At 70.9% G+C, this 17,074-nt stretch carries 16 protein-coding genes and 1 pseudogene; 8 read left to right on the top strand and 9 right to left on the bottom strand.

What is annotated here, in order from left to right; all coding sequences use genetic code 11:
• Window positions 1-127: 127 nt before the first annotated feature.
• Window positions 128-499: a response regulator transcription factor gene (locus ABD437_RS30285; RefSeq protein WP_344652351.1), complete on the bottom strand. Its 372-nt coding sequence runs from the start codon at window positions 497-499 to the stop codon at window positions 128-130.
• Between the two features lie 51 nt (window positions 500-550).
• Between ABD437_RS30285 and ABD437_RS30290 the strand changes: the two genes are divergently transcribed.
• Complete coding sequence (locus tag ABD437_RS30290) at window positions 551-880, top strand: nucleotide pyrophosphohydrolase (protein ID WP_344652352.1); 330 nt, start codon at window positions 551-553, stop codon at window positions 878-880.
• Window positions 881-1,009: 129 nt separating this feature from the next.
• Here the strand turns inward: ABD437_RS30290 and ABD437_RS30295 are convergent, their stop codons facing one another.
• From ABD437_RS30295 to ABD437_RS30305, 3 genes are all read right to left on the bottom strand, one after another.
• Complete coding sequence (locus ABD437_RS30295; RefSeq protein ID WP_344652353.1) at window positions 1,010-2,074, bottom strand: DUF1700 domain-containing protein; 1,065 nt, start codon at window positions 2,072-2,074, stop codon at window positions 1,010-1,012.
• Between the two features lie 43 nt (window positions 2,075-2,117).
• Window positions 2,118-2,447 carry a PadR family transcriptional regulator gene (locus ABD437_RS30300; protein ID WP_344652354.1) on the bottom strand — a complete coding sequence of 110 codons (330 nt, stop codon included), beginning with the start codon at window positions 2,445-2,447 and terminating at the stop codon, window positions 2,118-2,120.
• Between the two features lie 284 nt (window positions 2,448-2,731).
• Window positions 2,732-3,244: a histone-like nucleoid-structuring protein Lsr2 gene (locus ABD437_RS30305; protein WP_344652355.1), complete on the bottom strand. Its 513-nt coding sequence runs from the start codon at window positions 3,242-3,244 to the stop codon at window positions 2,732-2,734.
• Between the two features lie 234 nt (window positions 3,245-3,478).
• On the opposite strand from ABD437_RS30305, the pseudogene ABD437_RS30310 reads away from it, so the two are divergent.
• Window positions 3,479-4,623 (top strand): annotated as a pseudogene (locus tag ABD437_RS30310) (acyl-CoA dehydrogenase family protein).
• 46 nt (window positions 4,624-4,669) lie between these two features.
• Here the strand turns inward: ABD437_RS30310 and ABD437_RS30315 are convergent.
• The 3 genes from ABD437_RS30315 to ABD437_RS30325 form a co-directional block, all read right to left on the bottom strand.
• The gene (locus ABD437_RS30315; RefSeq protein WP_344652356.1) at window positions 4,670-5,299 is read right to left on the bottom strand and encodes a CoA transferase subunit B; all 630 of its coding nucleotides are present in this window, start codon (window positions 5,297-5,299) and stop codon (window positions 4,670-4,672) included.
• A gap of 1 nt (window position 5,300) precedes the next feature.
• Window positions 5,301-6,068 (bottom strand): CoA transferase subunit A, encoded by a 768-nt coding sequence (locus ABD437_RS30320; protein WP_344652448.1) that lies wholly within the window; start codon window positions 6,066-6,068, stop codon window positions 5,301-5,303.
• A gap of 84 nt (window positions 6,069-6,152) precedes the next feature.
• Window positions 6,153-7,094 carry a fumarylacetoacetate hydrolase family protein gene (locus ABD437_RS30325; protein WP_344652357.1) on the bottom strand — a complete coding sequence of 314 codons (942 nt, stop codon included), beginning with the start codon at window positions 7,092-7,094 and terminating at the stop codon, window positions 6,153-6,155.
• 176 nt (window positions 7,095-7,270) lie between these two features.
• Here ABD437_RS30325 and ABD437_RS30330 point away from each other — a divergent pair, with 176 nt between their 5' ends.
• Both ABD437_RS30330 and ABD437_RS30335 read left to right on the top strand, forming a co-directional pair.
• Window positions 7,271-8,260 (top strand): amidohydrolase family protein, encoded by a 990-nt coding sequence (locus ABD437_RS30330; RefSeq protein ID WP_344652358.1) that lies wholly within the window; start codon window positions 7,271-7,273, stop codon window positions 8,258-8,260.
• Complete coding sequence (locus tag ABD437_RS30335) at window positions 8,257-9,210, top strand: cyclase family protein (RefSeq protein WP_344652359.1); 954 nt, start codon at window positions 8,257-8,259, stop codon at window positions 9,208-9,210. Before ABD437_RS30330 ends, ABD437_RS30335 begins: the two co-directional genes overlap by 4 nt.
• On the opposite strand, the gene ABD437_RS30340 is transcribed toward ABD437_RS30335, so the two are convergent.
• Entirely contained in the window at window positions 9,203-10,681 is a 1,479-nt protein-coding gene (locus ABD437_RS30340; protein WP_344652360.1) for a glycine hydroxymethyltransferase, read from the bottom strand. The genes ABD437_RS30335 and ABD437_RS30340 overlap by 8 nt on opposite strands.
• 199 nt (window positions 10,682-10,880) lie before the next feature.
• Between ABD437_RS30340 and ABD437_RS30345 the strand changes: the two genes are divergently transcribed.
• The 4 genes from ABD437_RS30345 to ABD437_RS30360 all read left to right on the top strand — a co-directional run bounded on the left by ABD437_RS30345 (window position 10,881) and on the right by ABD437_RS30360 (window position 16,097).
• Window positions 10,881-12,149 carry a serine hydroxymethyltransferase gene (locus ABD437_RS30345; RefSeq protein WP_425558281.1) on the top strand — a complete coding sequence of 423 codons (1,269 nt, stop codon included), beginning with the start codon at window positions 10,881-10,883 and terminating at the stop codon, window positions 12,147-12,149.
• 4 nt (window positions 12,150-12,153) lie between these two features.
• Window positions 12,154-12,522 (top strand): MmcQ/YjbR family DNA-binding protein, encoded by a 369-nt coding sequence (locus tag ABD437_RS30350; RefSeq protein ID WP_344652361.1) that lies wholly within the window; start codon window positions 12,154-12,156, stop codon window positions 12,520-12,522.
• A gap of 89 nt (window positions 12,523-12,611) precedes the next feature.
• Window positions 12,612-14,249 (top strand): M28 family peptidase, encoded by a 1,638-nt coding sequence (locus ABD437_RS30355; RefSeq protein WP_344652362.1) that lies wholly within the window; start codon window positions 12,612-12,614, stop codon window positions 14,247-14,249.
• Between the two features lie 150 nt (window positions 14,250-14,399).
• Window positions 14,400-16,097, top strand: a complete 1,698-nt coding sequence (locus tag ABD437_RS30360; protein WP_344652363.1) for a M28 family peptidase — start codon at window positions 14,400-14,402, stop codon at window positions 16,095-16,097.
• 162 nt (window positions 16,098-16,259) lie between these two features.
• Here ABD437_RS30360 and ABD437_RS30365 read toward each other — a convergent pair whose 3' ends face one another.
• Window positions 16,260-17,045: an SDR family NAD(P)-dependent oxidoreductase gene (locus ABD437_RS30365; RefSeq protein ID WP_344652364.1), complete on the bottom strand. Its 786-nt coding sequence runs from the start codon at window positions 17,043-17,045 to the stop codon at window positions 16,260-16,262.
• Window positions 17,046-17,074 lie beyond the last annotated feature (29 nt).

Here is a 17,074-nt window from a genome sequence, read left to right on the forward strand (position 1 = left end):
GCCCACGATCCAGCGTCACTGCCCGGATCCGCGCCGCGCCGCGCCGGAAAAGGAGCCGATGCCGCGCCGCGCCCAGCAGCGCCGTCCTACCTGGACCAGCCCACCGAAGCGCCCCCGCGAGAACCGATCACCGCTCCGGAGACAGCAGCGCCTCTACTCGTTGGATCAGCTTGCTCGGGGCGAACGGCTTCGTGACGTAGTCGTCGGCGCCTGCGGCGAGGCCGGCGTCGACCTCCTCCTGGCCCGCTGACGCCGAGATCATGACTATCAGCGTGTCGCGCAGCTCCGCGTCGGCGCGGACCGTGGCGCAGAACGTCAACCCCGACGTGTCCGGAAGCTGCACATCCAGCAGCACCAACTCCGGACGCGTCGAACGGAGGGCCGCCAGGCCCTCGGAGCCCGACCTCGTCGCCGTGACTTCGTGACCCACCGACTCCAATTTGCGCGCCATCAACTCGCGCATGTCGGGTTCGTCTTCGACGATGAGGATGCGGGCCACCCTCGTATTCTACTCAATAGGGACTAAATATCCGCAGCTAGGCTGCGTCGCATGAGTGATCTCTCCGACTTGTCGGCGGCGACGGCGGAGTTCGCCGCCGCCCGGGACTGGCAGCCGTGGCACACGCCGAAGAACCTGGCCATGGCGTTGTCGGGTGAGGTGGGGGAGTTGACCACGATCTTCCAGTGGCTCACGCCGGAGGAGTCGGCCGCGGTGATGGCCGACGAGAAGCTGGCCGGCGAGGTGCGTGACGAGCTCGCCGACGTGCTGCTCTACCTGGTGCAGCTCGCCCGCGTGCTGGACGTGGACCTCGCCCAGGTGGCACGAGCCAAACTCGCCCGCAACGAACTCCGGTTCCCCGCTCTCGAGCGTGATCGCTGAGCCCGTCGAGCCGGGCTCGAGCCGCGAGCGGCGAGGAGCGCCGAACGCCCCTCGCCGCACGGGCGCGCTTCGCCCCACGAGCGCGCCTCCCGCACCCGGCCGGAGGCACGCCCCCGCCGCACCACCCCGTCAACGCGTCGGAGTCGGCGTCGGAGCGGCCGACGACGCAGCCGGTGAACCAGACGGTGAACCAGTGGGTGACGAAGACCCCGACGGCACCACCGATTCCGAAGGCACCGGCGAACCCGGCCCCGGCGAGCTCGGCCCCGGCGAAACCGGCACGCCGCCCGCCGTCGGCACCCGCGGGTTCAACCCCGGCAACTGCTCCGCCACCGGCGCCCGCCCGTCATCGGTGCAGTACGCCGGGTCGATCGACGGATCCACGGTCCGCGGGTACACGTTCTCCGCGACCCCACCGTCGGTGCGGGTGCGCTGCTCGGTCGGGCAACTGCCCGACAGCACCACCGGGTTGCCGTTCTGGTCGAACACCTGCGCGTCCCGGATCAGCTGCCCGTCGGGCCCGTAGACCCGCAGGTCGGTGGCGTCGCTCAGCGGGCCGCCGGAGTAGTAGCTGCCGGTGTCGTAGTAGTCCGCCGAGCGCGACGTCGTCACGATCGCCAGCCCCACGAGCGCCACGAAGATGCCACCGGCGATCACCGCACGACGTCCCCAGCGCCCGAACCCGTCGCTGCGCCGCCCGAGCCACACCGACCCGTAGGCGGCGAGCGCCGCGAGCACCAGGAACACGACCGCGTCGCTGCCGGAGGACGGCAGCACACCGGAGAACCCGCCGAGGAAGATCGCGGCGACGACGACCGCGAAGAGGTACCCGCGCAGCACCCACCAGCCGGGCCGCAGCTCGGGCAGGAACGCCACGAACTGCCGGTACGCCGGCACCGCGTCGAGCCGCCCCCGCACCCGCTCGGTGATTCCCCGCAACTGCGCCGTAGCGCGAGGCGCGGGCGCCAACCCGGCGGACGCGCGTAACTCGGCGGCGTAGGCCTCGGGGCGCCCGAGCCGCTCCTCCAGCGACGCCGCGGTGAGCGTCCCCGGTGACTCGGCGCTGATGTCGGCGAGGTGAGCGGACAGATCCTCGATCAGCTCGTTCCGCTCGTCCTCCGGCAGATCGGCCAGCGCGGCCCGGACCCGTTGCAGGTACCGGTCCGCCTCGGTCCCGACCGTAGGCGCGGTCATGTCCACTCCTCCCCGCGGGCGGAGGCCCCTCGCACGCGTCCGGTCATGCCACTGCCTCCCCGGTCAACAGGTCGTCCATGGTCCGGGCGAATCCGGCCCAGACCTTCGTCGACTCCGCGAGCTGGAGCCGCCCGGCGTCGGTGATGCCGTAGTACTTGCGGTGCGGGCCTTCCTCGCTCGGCACGACGTACGAGGTCAGGCACCCGGCCTGGTAGAGACGCCGCAACGTCCCGTAGACCGAAGCGTCCCCGACGTCGGCAAGCCCGGCGCCCCGCAGCCGGCGCAGCACGTCGTACCCGTAACCGTCCGCGTCCCTGATGACAGCGAGTACGGCCAGGTCGAGCACGCCCTTGAGCAACTGTGTGGTGTCCACGTCCACCTCCTGCGGACGGGACACTACTGCGCATTGCGCTATACCGGCAAGAGGGGGGTGGCGGATACGGAGCGCGGTGGAGACCCTACTCAGCGTTCCGGGGTCGGTATTTGTCAAACAATTGCGAACAACGCTATTCGACGTCGTCATCCGCGCGTTCAAATCATTTGTTCCGACGCCGATCGAGCACGTTATCGGCGTCCACTAACGACTAACGCCCGGACGACATGGTGTTGTCGTCCGGGCGTGCGGGAGCGGGGCGAGGTGTTCGCGCTACTCCGTCGTCAGCCGGAGAAGGCGGGCTGCTCGGTGTTCGTGGCGGGGCGGCTGGCCGGTGCGGAATCCGCGTCGCCCTCCGATTCGGAGAAGTGGCCCCGGTAGCGCTCGACGACCTCCTTGGGCAGGCGGCCGCGTGCGCTCACGTCGATACCGCTGGCCTCGGCCCACTCCCGGATCGCCGCGTTCTCGGCGCGGGTGTTCGTGGCCCCGGTGGTGCCGCCGGCCTGCTTGCGTCCTTTGCGGACGGTGCTGCCACCGGTGCGCCGACCGGCACGCACGTACTCCTCGAGAATCTCGCGGAGCTTGCTCTGATTGGTTGCGCCCAAATCGATTTCGTACTCGACGCCATCGATCCCGAAGTTCACCGTCGGACGGTCCACGGCGGCCGGGTCGATTTCTGAGTTATCGAGGTCATCGGTGAGAATGACCAGTTCTTTCCTCGCCATGCGGGCATAATACAGCACCTTGTCCGGAGTCCCGATAAAGGGGTGGGAAATGTCGATAGCCGGGTCGGGCACAATTTTTCGTCGCCCACCAGCTGTTGACTCCTGATTTGTCCGCATTATCGTGGGGAGGTTCATGCCGGGTCCGACCAGGGCGCGGCCGGAAGAGGGGGGAACACCATGGCCAAGAAGAAGAAGGACAAGAAGAAGAGCGGCAAGAAAAAGAAGAAGTAGCCGCTCGAACGAGAGGTGCGGGCGTCCTGCGGGGCGTCCGCACCGTCGTGTCCGGAGACCTGACGGAAGGAACCCATGAGCTGGGACACGCCGGAACGGCAGCTGTTACGGGCCACCACCCGACGCTTCACCGAGCGGGAGATCGTCCCGCACCTGCCCGCCTGGGAGGAGGCCGGTGAGCTGCCGCGTTCCCTGCACCGGGCCGCCGCGAAGGCCGGCCTGCTCGGCGTCGGGTTCCCGGAGAGCGTCGGCGGCAGCGGCGGTGACCCGATCGACGTCCAGATCATCGTCGAGGAGATGATCCTGTCCGGAGGGTCGTCGGGGCTGATCGCCGGGCTGTTCACCCACGGCATCGGCCTGCCGCACCTGGTCGCGGCGAACGACCAGGACCAGCTCGACCGCTTCGTGCGCCCCGTGCTCGCCGGCGAGAACATCGCCGCGCTCGCGGTCACCGAGCCCGAGGGCGGCTCGGACGTCGCCGCGTTACGCACGCGCGCGGTCCGCGACGGCGACCACTACGTCGTCACCGGATCGAAGTTGTTCATCACGTCCGGCATCCGCGCCGACGCCGTCACCACCGCGGTGCGCACCGGCGGTCCGGGGGCGGGTGGGATCTCGCTGCTGGTGATCGAGCGCGGAACGCCCGGCTTCACCGTCTCCGCGCCGCTGAAGAAGATGGGCTGGTGGTGTTCCGACACCGCCGAGCTGCGGTTCGACGAGGTGCGGGTGCCGGCGGCGAACCTCGTCGGCGCCGAGAACTCCGGGTTCGGCCAGTTGATGACGCAGTTCGCGGCCGAGCGGCTCGGGCTGGCCGTGCAGGCGTACGCGACCGCGGCCCGGTGCCTCGCGCTCACCCTCGACTGGGTCAAGATCCGCGAGACGTTCGACCGGCCGCTGGCCTCACGCCAGGTCGTGCGGCACAAGCTGGCCGAGATGGCCCGCCGGACCGACGTCGCGCGGACCTACACCCGCGCGGTGATCGATGACTGGATGGCCGATCCGACCCACGGTGACCTCGTGTCCCGCGTCGCGATGGCGAAGAACACCGCGGTCGCGGCGTGCGACGAGGTCGTCGACACGGCCGGCAACTGCACGGCGGCCTGGGCTACCTGCGTGAGTCCGAGGTGGAGCGGCACTACCGCGACAGCCGCATCCTCGGCATCGGCGGCGGCACCACCGAGATCATGACCGAGCTGATCGCCCGGCTGCTGCTGGCGTGAGCGCCGGGCACTCCGGTGGCTGTGCGGCCACCGGAGTACCCGTGGGTCAGACCTTCAGCGGGGCCGCGGTGGCGGCCACCACCTCGTCCACGGTGACGCCGGGCGCGGTCTCGACCAGCTCCAGGCCGTTCGGCGTCACCTCGATCACCGCGAGGTCGGTGATGATCTGCTGCACGCACGCCTTGCCGGTCAGCGGCAGCGAGCACTCCTCGAGGATCTTCGCGCTGCCGTCGCGCGCCACGTGCTCCATCACGACGATGACCCGCTTGGCGCCGTGCACCAGGTCCATCGCGCCGCCCATGCCCTTGATCATCTTGCCGGGGATGACCCAGTTCGCGATGTCGCCGGTCGCCGACACCTGCATGGCGCCGAGGATCGCGACGTCGATGTGCCCGCCGCGGATCATCGCGAACGACATCGCGGAGTCGAAGAACGACGCGCCGGGCAGCAGCGTCACGGTCTCCTTGCCGGCGTTGATCAGGTCCGGGTCCTCGTCGCCCTCGTACGGGTACGGGCCGACGCCCAGGATGCCGTTCTCCGACTGCAGCGTGACGTGCACACCGTCCGGGACGTAGTTCGGGATCAGCGTCGGCAGCCCGATGCCGAGGTTGACGTACTGACCGTCACGCAGCTCCTGGGCCGCCCGTGCGGCCAGCTGCTCACGAGTCAATGCCATGTCAGGCCTCCGGCCGGGGACGAGTGGTGCGCTTCTCGATCTGCTTGCCCTCGGTGCCCACCGGCCCGACGACCCGCTGCACGAACACCCCCGGAACGTGGATCTGCTCCGGAACCAGCGCACCCGGCTCGACCAGTTCCTCGACCTCGGCGATCGTGATCCGGCCCGCCATCGCGACCAGCGGGTTGAAGTTGCGCGCCGACTCGTGCATCACGAGGTTGCCGTGCCGGTCGCCGATCGCCGCGCGCACCAGCGCGAACTCGGTGACGATGCCCTCCTCGAGCACGTACTCCTTACCGCCGAACTCCCGGACCTCCTTCGGCGGCGAGGAGACCACCACCTCACCGGACGGCCCGTACCGCCACGGCAGCCCACCGTCGGCGATCATCGTCCCCACGCCGGCGGGCGTGAAGAACGCCGGGATGCCGGACCCACCGGCACGCAGCCGCTCGGCCAGCGTGCCCTGCGGCGTCAGCTCCACCTCGAGCTCACCGCCCAGGTACTGGCGCGCGAACTCCTTGTTCTCGCCGACGTAGGAGCCGATCACCCGGGAGATCCGGTGGTCCTTGAGCAGGACGCCGAGCCCCCAGACGTCGACACCGCAGTTGTTCGACACGACCCGGAGGTCGTCGACCCCGGTCGCGTGGAGGGCTTCGATCAGCACGTGCGGAATCCCGCACAACCCGAACCCACCCACGGCCAGCGACGCGCCGGTCGCGATATCCGCGACCGCTTCCGCCGCCGACGACACCACTTTGTTCGCGCTGATGTCACACCTCCGCTACGTCGACCGTCTTATATTGCGTGACGGTATCTTGCGAGGTCAGTGTGTGCCCAGCACGCCACCCGGACGTCAGCTTTGTGCCGTGAACGGCTCGATCGGGTGGGCCTTCACGCCGTCCACCACCCGGTTCCTGGTACCGCCCAGCAGTTCGACGCTGGTCTCGACGACGTCGCCGGGCGCCAGCGGGGCGTGGAAGTCACGGCCGTGGCGGCCCCAGAGTTCGGCCAGGCAGCCGCCCTGGCAGGTGCCCGACCCGAGCAGATCGCCGGGGCGGATCTCGGTGCCCCGCGAGGCGTAGGCGGCCAGGGCCGGGAACGTCCAGGCCATGTGGTCGAGCCGGTCGCTGCCGACCAGCTTCCCGTTCACCCGCACCTCCATGCGCAGGTCGAACGAGGAACCGGACGCGCGCGGCGCCAGCTCGTCGGCGGTGACGAAGTACTGGCCCAGCGCGGTCGCGGTGTCCTTGCCCTTGGCCGGGCCCAGCTTCAGCGTCATCTCGTGGAACTGGACGTCACGGGCGGAGAAGTCGTTGAGCACCAGGTAACCGGCGAGATGATCCGCGGCCTCGTCGACGGTCAGGTCACGTCCGGTGCGCCCGACGACCGCCGCCACCTCCAGCTCGAAGTCGAACGCGACGCTGTTCGGCGGCACCGGTACGTCCGCGGTCGGGCCGGTGATCGCGTACGGGTTGCTGAAGTAGAACGTCGGGATCTCGTAGAACTCGGGTGCGACCGTCGCGGCCGGGTCGAACAGCTTGACGATGCCCGCGGTGTGCTCGGGGAACGTCGAGAAGTCGCGGAACGTCGGGGGATCGAGCGGCGCGAGCAACTCGGCGTCGGCCTCCGCGGTGACCGTCGCCCGGTCGCGCAGCGCGGCCTCGGCCACGGCGGTCAGGCGTCCGTCGAGCAGCGGGATCAGGTCACGCTCGCCCGGCAGGTCGACCAGGTCGCCGCGGTCGTCGACGACGGCGAGCTGCGGGCCGGACGCGGTGTTCCGCCGGACGATCTTCATCGAGCGCCTCCTCGGTGCTGTCTCGTCTTCACGCTAGGGCGCCGCCCCGCGTGCGTGGAAATAGACGTTCCGACTAGTGGTGATCGGCTTCCTTGATGGTTCGCATCGACAAGATGCATTTCCCCGGCTGCGCCGGGCGACCGTACGGTTCTGGCGGTGGAGAGGAAGGCGCCGCGATGACGCACGCTGTTGATCTGCACGCGCACGCGCTGGTGGGACCGGCCGAAGGGCTGGTCGCGGACGAACCGGCGCTCGCGCGGTCCCGGGCCGCCGAGGCGCGGGCGGCCGGGCCGGAGAGCAGCACCGTCAACCGGGAGCAGATCGCCGCGATCGCGCCTGCGCTGGCCGACCCCGCCCGGCGTCTCGCGGCGATGGACCGGGCCGGGCTCGACGTCCAGCTGGTCAGCCCGATGCCGATCCACCACTACTGGGCCGATGCTCCGCTCGCCGAGAAGTACGCGCGCACGGTGAACGAAGGCATCCTGACCCACTGCGCGGCCGCGCCCGACCGGCTGCTCGGGCTCGGCACCGTGCCGCTGCAACACCCGTCGCTGGCGGTGGCCGAGCTGACCCGCGCGGTCTCCGAGGGGCTCCGCGGCGTCGAGATCTCGACCTACGTGGACGGGCGCGAGCTGTCCGACCCGTCGCTCGAGCCGTTCTGGGCCAGGGCGGAGGAGCTCGGCGCGATCGTGTTCGTGCACCCGTGGGGCTGCACGCTGGGGGAGCGGCTCGACCTGGCGTACCTGTCGAACACGATCGGCAACCCGCTGGAGACGACGCTCGCGCTCTCCCGGCTGATCTTCTCCGGGCTGCTCGACCGGCGCCCCGGCCTGCGCGTCCTGGCCGCGCACGGCGGGGGATACCTGCCGGTGTACTCCAGCCGCGCGGATCACGCCTGGTCGTCGCGTCGGGACGCCAGGACGTGCGCGCTCCGGCCCAGCGAGTACCTGCGCCGGTTCTGGTACGACTCGCTGGTCTACACCGGCGACGCGCTCGACCGGCTCGTCTCCGCCGTCGGCGCCGACCGGGTCGTGCTCGGCACCGACTACCCGTTCGACATGGGGGTGCGTGACCCGCTGGACCGGCTCGCGCTCGCCGATCTGTCCGAGGCCGACGCGGATGCCGTCCGCGGCGGCAACGCCACCGCTCTCCTGGGGTTGTCATGACCGACGTCGAATCCGAGATCGCGAAGTACGCCGAGGAGTGCCGCAACTGGGACCGGTGGGGCCCCGACGACGTGCTCGGCACCCTCAACCACATCGATGCCGACGCCCGGCAGCGCGCCGCCGCGCTGGTGCGCCGGGGGGTGAGCTTCTCGCTCTCGATGCGGTTCGAGGCCGACGGCCCCCAGAAGGGCTGGCGCCGGCGCACGAACCCGGTGCACACGATGCTCGACACCGGCGTGGACGCGGTCGCCGGTCACCAGGGCTTCCCGCACGGCATCGGTGGCGCCGACGACGTGATCGCGATGCCGCTGCAGTGCGCCACGCAGTGGGACGGGCTCGGCCACATCTTCGACCGGGGCAAGGCCTGGAACGGACGCCCGGCCGAGAAGGTGGTGAGCTCGCTGGGTGACCTGGTCACCGGCATCGAGCACATGGCCGCCGACGTCGCGGGCCGGGGCGTGCTCCTGGACGTCGGCCGGGTGTTCGGTACCGACGGTGTGCTGCCGGACGGGTTCGCGATCGGCGTCGACCACCTGGAACAGGTGGCTTCGTCCCAGGGGGTGACCGTCGGGCGCGGGGACATCGTGCTCGTGCGTACCGGGCAGCTCGGGGCGTGCCGTTCGCTGCCCGGGTGGGGCGAGTTCGCCGGGGGACCGGCGCCCGGCCTCTCGTTCTGGACCGCGCCGTGGCTGCACCGTACCGAGATCGCCGCGATCGCGACCGACACCTGGGGGTTCGAGGTGCGGCCGAACGAGTTCCCGGTCGCGTTCCAGCCGCTGCACCAGATCGCGATCCCGAACATCGGGCTGTTGATCGGCGAGATGTGGGACCTCGACGCGCTGGCCGCCGACTGCGCGGCCGACGGCGTCTACGAGTTCTTCCTGGTCGCGGCCCCGTTGCCGGTCACCGGCGCGGTGGGCTCCCCGGTGAACCCCCTGGCGCTCAAGTGAGCAGCCCGAGATCGATCTCCGGGTAGAGCGGGAAGTCGCGCAGGAGATCGCTCGTGCGGGTGCGTGCCTCGGCGGCGACCGCGCTGTCGAGGTCGAACTTCGCCTTGCTCGACCCGTCGGTGGTCACCGCGGCCAGCACGGTGGCGATCACGTCCGCGATCTCGGCGATCTGGTCCGCGCCCATGCCGAGCGTCGTCACGGCCGGCGTACCCAGACGCAGACCGCTCGTGTACCAGGGCCCGTTCGCGTCGAACGGCAGCGAGTTGCGGTTGAGCGTCAACCCGACCGACCGCAGCGCGCTCTCGGCCTGCCGCCCGGTGAGCCCGTAGCTCGCGGCCACGTCCACCAGCACGATGTGGTTGTCGGTGCCGCCGGTGAGCACCTCGACCTTGCGCTGCTGCAGCTCGGCGGCGAGCGTGCGCGCGTTCTCCACGATCTTCGCCGCGTAGGACGCGAACGAGGGCTCGAGCGCCTCGGTGAACGCCACCGCCTTCGCCGCGATCGCGTGCGGCAGCGGCCCGCCCAGCACCGTCGGGCACCCCTTGTCGACGGCGTCGGCGAACTCGGACGTGCACAGCACCATGCCCCCGCGGGGCCCGCGCAGCGTCTTGTGCGTGGTGGACGTGACGACGTGCGCGTGCGCGACCGGGTCGTGGTCGCCGGTGAACACCTTGCCGGCCACCAGCCCGGCGAAGTGCGCCATGTCGACCATCAGCACCGCGCCGACCTCGTCGGCGATCCCGCGCAGCGCCGCGAAGTCGATCAGTCGCGTGTACGCGCTGTATCCCGCGAGCAGGATCAGCGGGCGCACCTCGCGCACCTGCGCACGCACGGCATCCAGGTCGAGCAGCTTGGTCTCCGGATCAACCGTGTACGACCGTGCGTCGAACAGCCGCGCCGAGACGTTGAAGCGGTACCCGTGGGTGAGGTGACCACCGGAGTAGTAGTCCATGCCGAGCAACTTCTGATCGAGCACGCCCCGGCGGAGCTCGGCCCACTCGGCGTCGGTCAGCGCCGACGCGTTCTTGCGCCCGAACTTCTCGATGATCCCGGTCTCGACCCGGGTGGCCAGGATGCTCAGGAACGCGACCAGGTTGGCGTCGATACCGGAGTGCGGTTGTACGTAGGCGTGCTCGGCGCCGAACAGCTGGCGGGCCAGGCCGGCGGCGTGCGCCTCGACCGTGTCGACGTTGTCGCAGCCGGCGTAGAAGCGGTGGCCGGGCGCGCCCTCGGCGTACTTGTCGGTGAACAGGTTGCCCTGCGCCAGCTGCACCGCGAGCGAGCTGAAGTTCTCGCTCGCGATCAGCTTGACGTTCGACCGCTGGTCGGTGAGCTCCTGCGCGATGCCGGCGGCGACCGTGGGGTCGACGGTGGCGACCTGGTCGAGTGAGGCGAAGAACGCCAGGGCGCCGGGGTGCGGTGCCGCCCCGTCGAGGCTCGCCAGGTATCGGAGTGCGCTCAGCTCGGCCATGGGGGAGGCGTGCCCTTCCGGTTCGGGGTCGTCGGGCGCCGATGATACGGACCGCCCCCGACAACGACCGCCCCGATGGGCTCTCACCTGCAACTTTGGTGATACCGACGTGCTCCTTTACTGCACCTGTGGACATCTCCCCACGGGGTTGTCCGGTGACGTAGCGTGGTGGCACTAACCCTGGCGGGGGTGGTCTGCTGTGTCACTGCATAGCGCGGTCGTCGACGGATACCGTCCGGCGAGCCTCGACGGACTTCGCTCGGCCGACCCGGAGGTCGCCGAGATTCTCGCGGCGGAGTACGACCGGGTACGGCACGGCGTACAACTGACCGCGAGTGAGAACTTCACGTCCGCGGCGGTGCGTGCGGTGCTGGGCTCCACGCTCGGTGACAAACACGCCGAGGGGTACCCGGGGCGGCGGTACTACGGCGGGTGCGAGTTCATCGACCAGGCCGAGGAGCTCGGGCGGGCCCGGGCGTGCGCGCTGTTCGGCGCCGAGCACGCCAACCTGCAGCCGCACTCGGGCACGCTGGCCAACCTGGCCGCGTTCGCCGCGCTGCTGGTCCCCGGCGATACGGTGCTGGCGATGGAGCCGCGCTACGGCGGTCACTTCACGAGCGGCAGCAGCCGGAACTTCTCCGGGAAGTGGTTCCGCACGGTCGGGTACGGCGTCCGCCGGTCCGACGAGCGCCTCGACTACGACGAGATCCGCGATCTGGCCCGCCAGCACCTGCCGAAGCTGATCGTCTGCGGTCCCACCGCGTACACGCGCCTGATCGACTACGCGGCGTTCCGCGAGATCGCCGACGAGGTCGGGGCCTACCTGCTGGTCGACGCGGCGCAGATCAGCGGGCTGGTCGCCGGCCGGGCGGTGCCGTCGCCGGTGCCCTACGCGGACGTGGTCACCACCACCTCCCACAAGTCGCTGCGTGGCCCGCGGGGCGGCATCATCCTCTGCACGCGTGCGCTGGCCCGTCGCGTCGACAACGCGGTGTTCCCGTTCCTGCAGGGCGCGCCGCAGATGAACAACGTCGCCGCGAAGACGGTGGCGCTCGGCGAGGCCGCCGAGCTGTCGTTCGTCGATTACGCGCAGCGGGTGCTGGCCAACGCGTCGGCGCTCGCCGACGGGCTGGAGGCCGCCGGGCTGCGCCTGGTCACCGGCGGCACCGACAACCACATGGTGCTCGTCGACCTCGGCGACGATCAGGTGAGCGGCGCGCAGGCCGAGCAGCGGTGCCGTGACGTGGGCATCCTGCTCACCAAGCACGTGCTGCCGTTCGACCACCGGTTGCCCGAGGAGGCGTCCGGGTTGCGTCTGGGCACGCTGGCCTCCACCACCCAGGGCATGACCGAGGCCGACATGGAGTTCGCCGCCGAGCTCATCGTCCGCGCCATCCGCGGCGAGAAGGACGTGGGCGACGACGTCGCCGATCTCGCGGCCAGGTACCCCTGCTACTCGCCACACTGACCACATGGTGTTGGAGGAACTTCGGCGGATCTGCCTGGCGCTGCCCGAGACCACCGAGCGCGTCAGCCACGGAACACCGGCGTGGTTCGTGCGCGGCAAGAAGACGTTCGTGACGTTCGCGGACCACGTCCACGGCGACGAGCACGTCGCGTTCTGGTGCGCGGCCCCGCCCGGCGCCCAGGAGGAGATGCTCGCCACCGACCCGGAGCGGTTCTTCCGCCCGCCGTACGTGGGGCACCGCGGGTGGCTCGGCGTCCGGCTGGACGGCCCGGAGGTCGACTGGGCCGAGATCACCGAGATCGTCACCGACGCGTACCGCTGCGTCGCACCGAAGACGCTCGTCGCTCGCCTCGGTACCGTTACCGATCAGTGATCAGCATTAATCCGTTTTGGTCCCGGTAGCTCCGCACTCGGGCTAGGTTCGAGCCCCACCTGTGTCGGACCGACCCGGAGGCGCCGCTCATGCCGTTAGCCGATTTCAGCCCGAGACGCGCGGTCGTCGCGCTCGCTGCCGCTACCACGCTCGGCCTCGTGGCCGCCACCCCCGCCGCCGCGGCTCCACCGGACCCGGGCGCCGCGCTGTCGAAGAAGCTCACGTCGGCCGTCACCGCCGAGGGTGTGTTCGGGCACCTGCGTCAGCTCGAGAAGATCGCCGACGCCAACGGCGGCACCCGCGCGTCGGGCACGCCGGGCTACGACCGGAGCGCCGACTACGTCGCCCGGAAGCTGCAGCACGCCGGGTACCGGGTGAGTCGGCAGAGCTTCGAGTTCCCGTACTTCCAGGAGCTGAGCCCGTCGAAGTTCAGCCAGGTCGGCCCCGCGCCGAAGACGTTCGTCAACGGCACCGACTTCGCGACGCTCAGCTTCTCCGGCAAGGGCACGGCCCAGGGCACGGTGACCGCGGTCGACGTCAACCTGACACCGCCGCGCGCGTCGACGAGCGGGTGCGAGGCCACGGACTTCGCGAACTTCCCGAAGGGCAACATCGCGCTGGTGCAGCGCGGCACCTGCGACTTCGGCGTGAAGGCGACGAACGCGGCGGCGGCCGGCGCGGTCGGCGTCATCGTGTTCAACCAGGGCAACGGCACCGAGGCGGCGAACCCCGACCGGTTCGAATTGTTCGAGGGCAACGCCGGCGGGCCGGTGCCGATCCCCGCGATCACGGTGCCGTACGCGCTCGGCGCGTCGCTGGCCGGTACGGCGAACACCGTCGTGCGCATCGAGACCGACACGCTGTCCGAGACCCGCACCACGCAGAACGTGCTCGCGGAGACGCCCGGCGGGCGCGCGGACAACGTCGTCATGGCCGGCGCGCACCTGGACTCGGTGCCCGAGGGGCCCGGCATCAACGACAACGGCACCGGCAGCGCCGGCCTGCTCGAGGTGGCGTTGAAGTACGCGCCGCTGGCGAAGAAAGCCACGAACAAGGTGCGGTTCGCGTGGTGGGGCGCCGAGGAAGGTGGGCTGCTCGGGTCGTCGCACTACGTGTCCGCGTTGACGCCGGCGCAGGTCGCCGACATCGGTCTGTACCTGAACTTCGACATGATCGGTTCGCCGAACTACCTGCTCGCGGTGTACGACGGTGACAACTCCACCGGCACCGGAACACCACCGGCGGGCTCCGGCGCGCTGGAGACGATTTTCCGCAAGTATCTGGCGAGCCGGGGTCAGCAGGTCGTCGACACCGAGTTCGACGGGCGCTCGGACTACGGGCCGTTCATCGCCGAGGGCATCGGAATCCCGGCCGGTGGCCTGTTCACCGGAGCCGAGGGCATGAAGACCGCGGCGGACGTGGCGAAGTTCGGCGGTGTGGCTGACGTCGCCTACGACCCCTGCTACCACCAGAAGTGCGACAGCCTGTCCCCGACCTCGGACGGCGCGGACGCCGCCGTGTACCAGCGGTTGAAGAAGGCCTACGGCAAGAAGCTCGTCGGCAACATCAACGTGTTCGCGCTCGACCTGAACTCCGACGCGATCGCGGACGCGGTGGCGAGGTTGGCCTGGAACACCAGCGGAATCTCGCAGCCCGGCGACGCCCCGAAGGCCGCCGCGGCCGCCGCCCCGAGCGGAGGCCAGCGGGGTCCCGTCCCGACGGCGTAGCCGGAAGGCGGTTCTCAGCCGGATGCGGGCCCGCGCACGTGCGCGGGCCCGCGTTCGCGCGGCGCGTCGGGGGAGTGGTTGTTAGCGTGATCGCGTAATGGGACTAATCTCCTGAATCGGGATTAATCGACGTCATCCCGTGGAGAAGGCATGCGCGCTCGCACCCGCCGCAACCGTCCGACGCGAGCCGTCGGAGTCGTCGCGACCCTGATGGTCGCCGCACTGACCGGCGTGGCCGCCAACCAGATGACCGCCACCGCGACTCCGGCCAGGGCGATCCGGCCCGCACCGGCCCCGAGCGTCGACCCCGCACGCACCCCGAGCGCGACCCCGTCGAACACCCCGTCGAACAGCCCCTCGAACACCGCACCGCCCGCCGCGGCGCGGGCCGGGCTGGCGGCGGGGCGCGCGCTCGCCGCTCAGGTGACCGTCGACGGCGTGCTGTCGCACCTGCGCGCGTTCCAGCAGATCGCCGACGGCAACGAGGGCACGCGTGCGTCCGGCGTCGGCCGCGGCTACACCCGTAGCGCCGACTACGTCGCCGGTCACCTCGAGACCGCGGGCTACCGCGTCACCCGGCAGAAGTTCGAGTTCCCGTACTTCGAGGAGGTCCGCCCGGCGACCTTCCGGCGCACCGCGCCCACCGCGCACCCCTACCGCGCGACCACCGATTTCCAGATCCTCAGCTACTCCGGCTCCGGCACCGTCGAGGCCCGCGTCCGCCCGGTCGACGTGGCACTGCGGCCGCCGCGCGCCTCCACCAGCGGCTGCGAGAGCGCCGACTTCGCCGGCTTCCGGCGCGGCGAGATCGCGCTGGTGCAGCGCGGATCCTGCGACTTCAGCGTGAAGGCCCGGCACGCCGTGGCCGCGGGCGCGGCCGGCCTCATCATCTTCAACCAGGGCGACGGGACGAGTCGCGAGCGGCTCGACGCGTTCGGCGGCACGCTCCAGGAGCCGTTCCGGATCCCGGCCATCGGGGTGTCGTACGCGGTGGGCGCCGAGCTCGCCGCGTCGCCGTCGCGGAGCGTCCGCATCGTGACCGAAACGCTGTCGGAGACGCGCACCACCGAGAACGTTCTGGCGGAGCTGCCCGCGGAGCGGGCCGGACGCACGGTGATGGTCGGTGCGCACCTGGACTCGGTGCCGGCCGGGCCCGGGATCAACGACAACGGCAGCGGCAGCGCCGGGGTGCTCGAGGTGGCGCTGCGCTACGCCGAGCTGGCCCGCACCGCCGGCCCGCCGAACACGCTGCGGTTCGCCTGGTGGGGCGGCGAGGAAGCCGGGCTGCTCGGCTCCCAGCACTATGTGGACTCGCTGACCTCGGCGCAGCGCGAGCGGATCGCGCTGTACCTCAACTTCGACATGATCGCGTCGCCCAACTACGAGCTCGGTGTGTACGACGGCGACCGCGGACCGGCGGGGTCCGGTGCGATCGAGAAGTTCTTCCAGCACTTCCTCGCCGAACACGGGCAGAAGTCGTCGGTCAGCGAGTTCACCGGGCGGTCGGACTACGGGCCGTTCATCGCGAAGGGCATCGGCATTCCGGCCGGTGGGATGGACACCGGGGCCGAGGGGATCAAGCCGAAGTCGGCGGTGGCGAAGTTCGGCGGCGTGCCCGGCGTCGCGTACGACCCCTGTTACCACCAGGCCTGCGACGGGCTGGGCGCGGTGAACGACAAGGACCGTCGCGACGACTACCGCCGGCTCGTGCGCGCGTACGGGAGCCGGCTGGTCGGCAACGTGAACGTCGTGCCGCTCGACCTGATCAGCGACGCGATCGCGACCGCGGTCGGCCGGTACGCCCACGACGTGTCCGACGTCGTGGGCAACCCGACCCCGGCGCCTTAGGCCCTGTCCTGCGAGTCCGTGCTCGGCTGCGGCTCCGCTCAGCCGCCGCCAGGCCGCGTTGGAGGCCTTCCCCGATACAACAACGGTATCGGGAAAGGCCTCCGCCTTGCCTGACGACGCCTGAGCGGTGCCTCGCTGCGAGCGAGACTCACAGGACAGGGCCTAACCGAACGAGCGGGCGCTGGGGCGGCCCTGGCCGCCGTCGACGGCGATGTTCGCGCCGGTGATCCAGGACGCCCGGTCGGAGAGCAGGAACGCGGCGACGTCGCCGACCTCCTCGGGGTGCCCGAGCCGGCCGAACGGGAACTCGTTCGCGCGGAAGTTCTCGAACCGCTGCGGGTCGTTGGCCTTCAGGTGCGCCCAGCCGCCGCCCTCGAACAGGATCGAGCCCGGGCTGATCGCGTTCACCCGGACGTTGAGCGGCGCGAGCTCCAGCGCCAGGGTGGCCGCCAGGTGGATCTCGCCCGCTTTGGCCGCGGCGTAGGCCGTGCGCGGCCCGGGCTTCATGCCGGTCACCGACGCGACGAACAGCACCGATCCGCGGCCGGCCGCCTCGAGGTGGGGGAGCGCGGCCTTGGTGAGCGCCGCCGCGTGACCGGCGTTGAGCGCGTACGTGCCGAGGAAGTCGTCGACCGTGCCGGTGCGCAGGTTGCCGTGGCCGACCGTGCCGCCGGCGTTCGCGACGACGCGGTCGAGGCCGCCGAGTGACGCCGCGACCTGGTCGACGGCCTCGGCGAGCGCCGCGGAGTCGGTGACGTCGGCGACGACCGTGACGACCGGCCGCCCGTGACGACCGACCTTCTCGGCCGCGTCGGCCAGGTCGTCGGGCCCGCGGGCGATCAGCCCCACCCAGGCGCCTTCGCGGGCCAGCGAGTCGGCGATGGCCAACCCCAACCCCCGGCTGCCCCCGGTGACGACCGCGCGTGCGCCGTCCAGACCCAGATCCATCCCGACCTCCTGCTCCCCGGCTGTATCGG

It is taken from the genome of Cryptosporangium japonicum, from assembly GCF_039524755.1.
GTDB classification, from domain to species: domain Bacteria; phylum Actinomycetota; class Actinomycetes; order Mycobacteriales; family Cryptosporangiaceae; genus Cryptosporangium; species Cryptosporangium japonicum.

Bases quoted from the DNA above. Each gene is read 5' to 3' on its own strand.
- ABD437_RS30290 (WP_344652352.1), top strand. From the start codon at position 551: ATGAGTGATCTCTCCGACTTGTCGGCGGCGACGGCGGAGTTCGCCGCC.
- ABD437_RS30295 (WP_344652353.1), bottom strand. From the start codon at position 2,074: ATGACCGCGCCTACGGTCGGGACCGAGGCGGACCGGTACCTGCAACGG.
- ABD437_RS30315 (WP_344652356.1), bottom strand. From the start codon at position 5,299: ATGGCATTGACTCGTGAGCAGCTGGCCGCACGGGCGGCCCAGGAGCTG.
- ABD437_RS30325 (WP_344652357.1), bottom strand. From the start codon at position 7,094: ATGAAGATCGTCCGGCGGAACACCGCGTCCGGCCCGCAGCTCGCCGTC.
- ABD437_RS30330 (WP_344652358.1), top strand. From the start codon at position 7,271: ATGACGCACGCTGTTGATCTGCACGCGCACGCGCTGGTGGGACCGGCC.
- ABD437_RS30335 (WP_344652359.1), top strand. From the start codon at position 8,257: ATGACCGACGTCGAATCCGAGATCGCGAAGTACGCCGAGGAGTGCCGC.
- ABD437_RS30340 (WP_344652360.1), bottom strand. From the start codon at position 10,681: ATGGCCGAGCTGAGCGCACTCCGATACCTGGCGAGCCTCGACGGGGCG.
- ABD437_RS30350 (WP_344652361.1), top strand. From the start codon at position 12,154: ATGGTGTTGGAGGAACTTCGGCGGATCTGCCTGGCGCTGCCCGAGACC.
- ABD437_RS30355 (WP_344652362.1), top strand. From the start codon at position 12,612: ATGCCGTTAGCCGATTTCAGCCCGAGACGCGCGGTCGTCGCGCTCGCT.
- ABD437_RS30360 (WP_344652363.1), top strand. From the start codon at position 14,400: ATGCGCGCTCGCACCCGCCGCAACCGTCCGACGCGAGCCGTCGGAGTC.
- ABD437_RS30365 (WP_344652364.1), bottom strand. From the start codon at position 17,045: ATGGATCTGGGTCTGGACGGCGCACGCGCGGTCGTCACCGGGGGCAGC.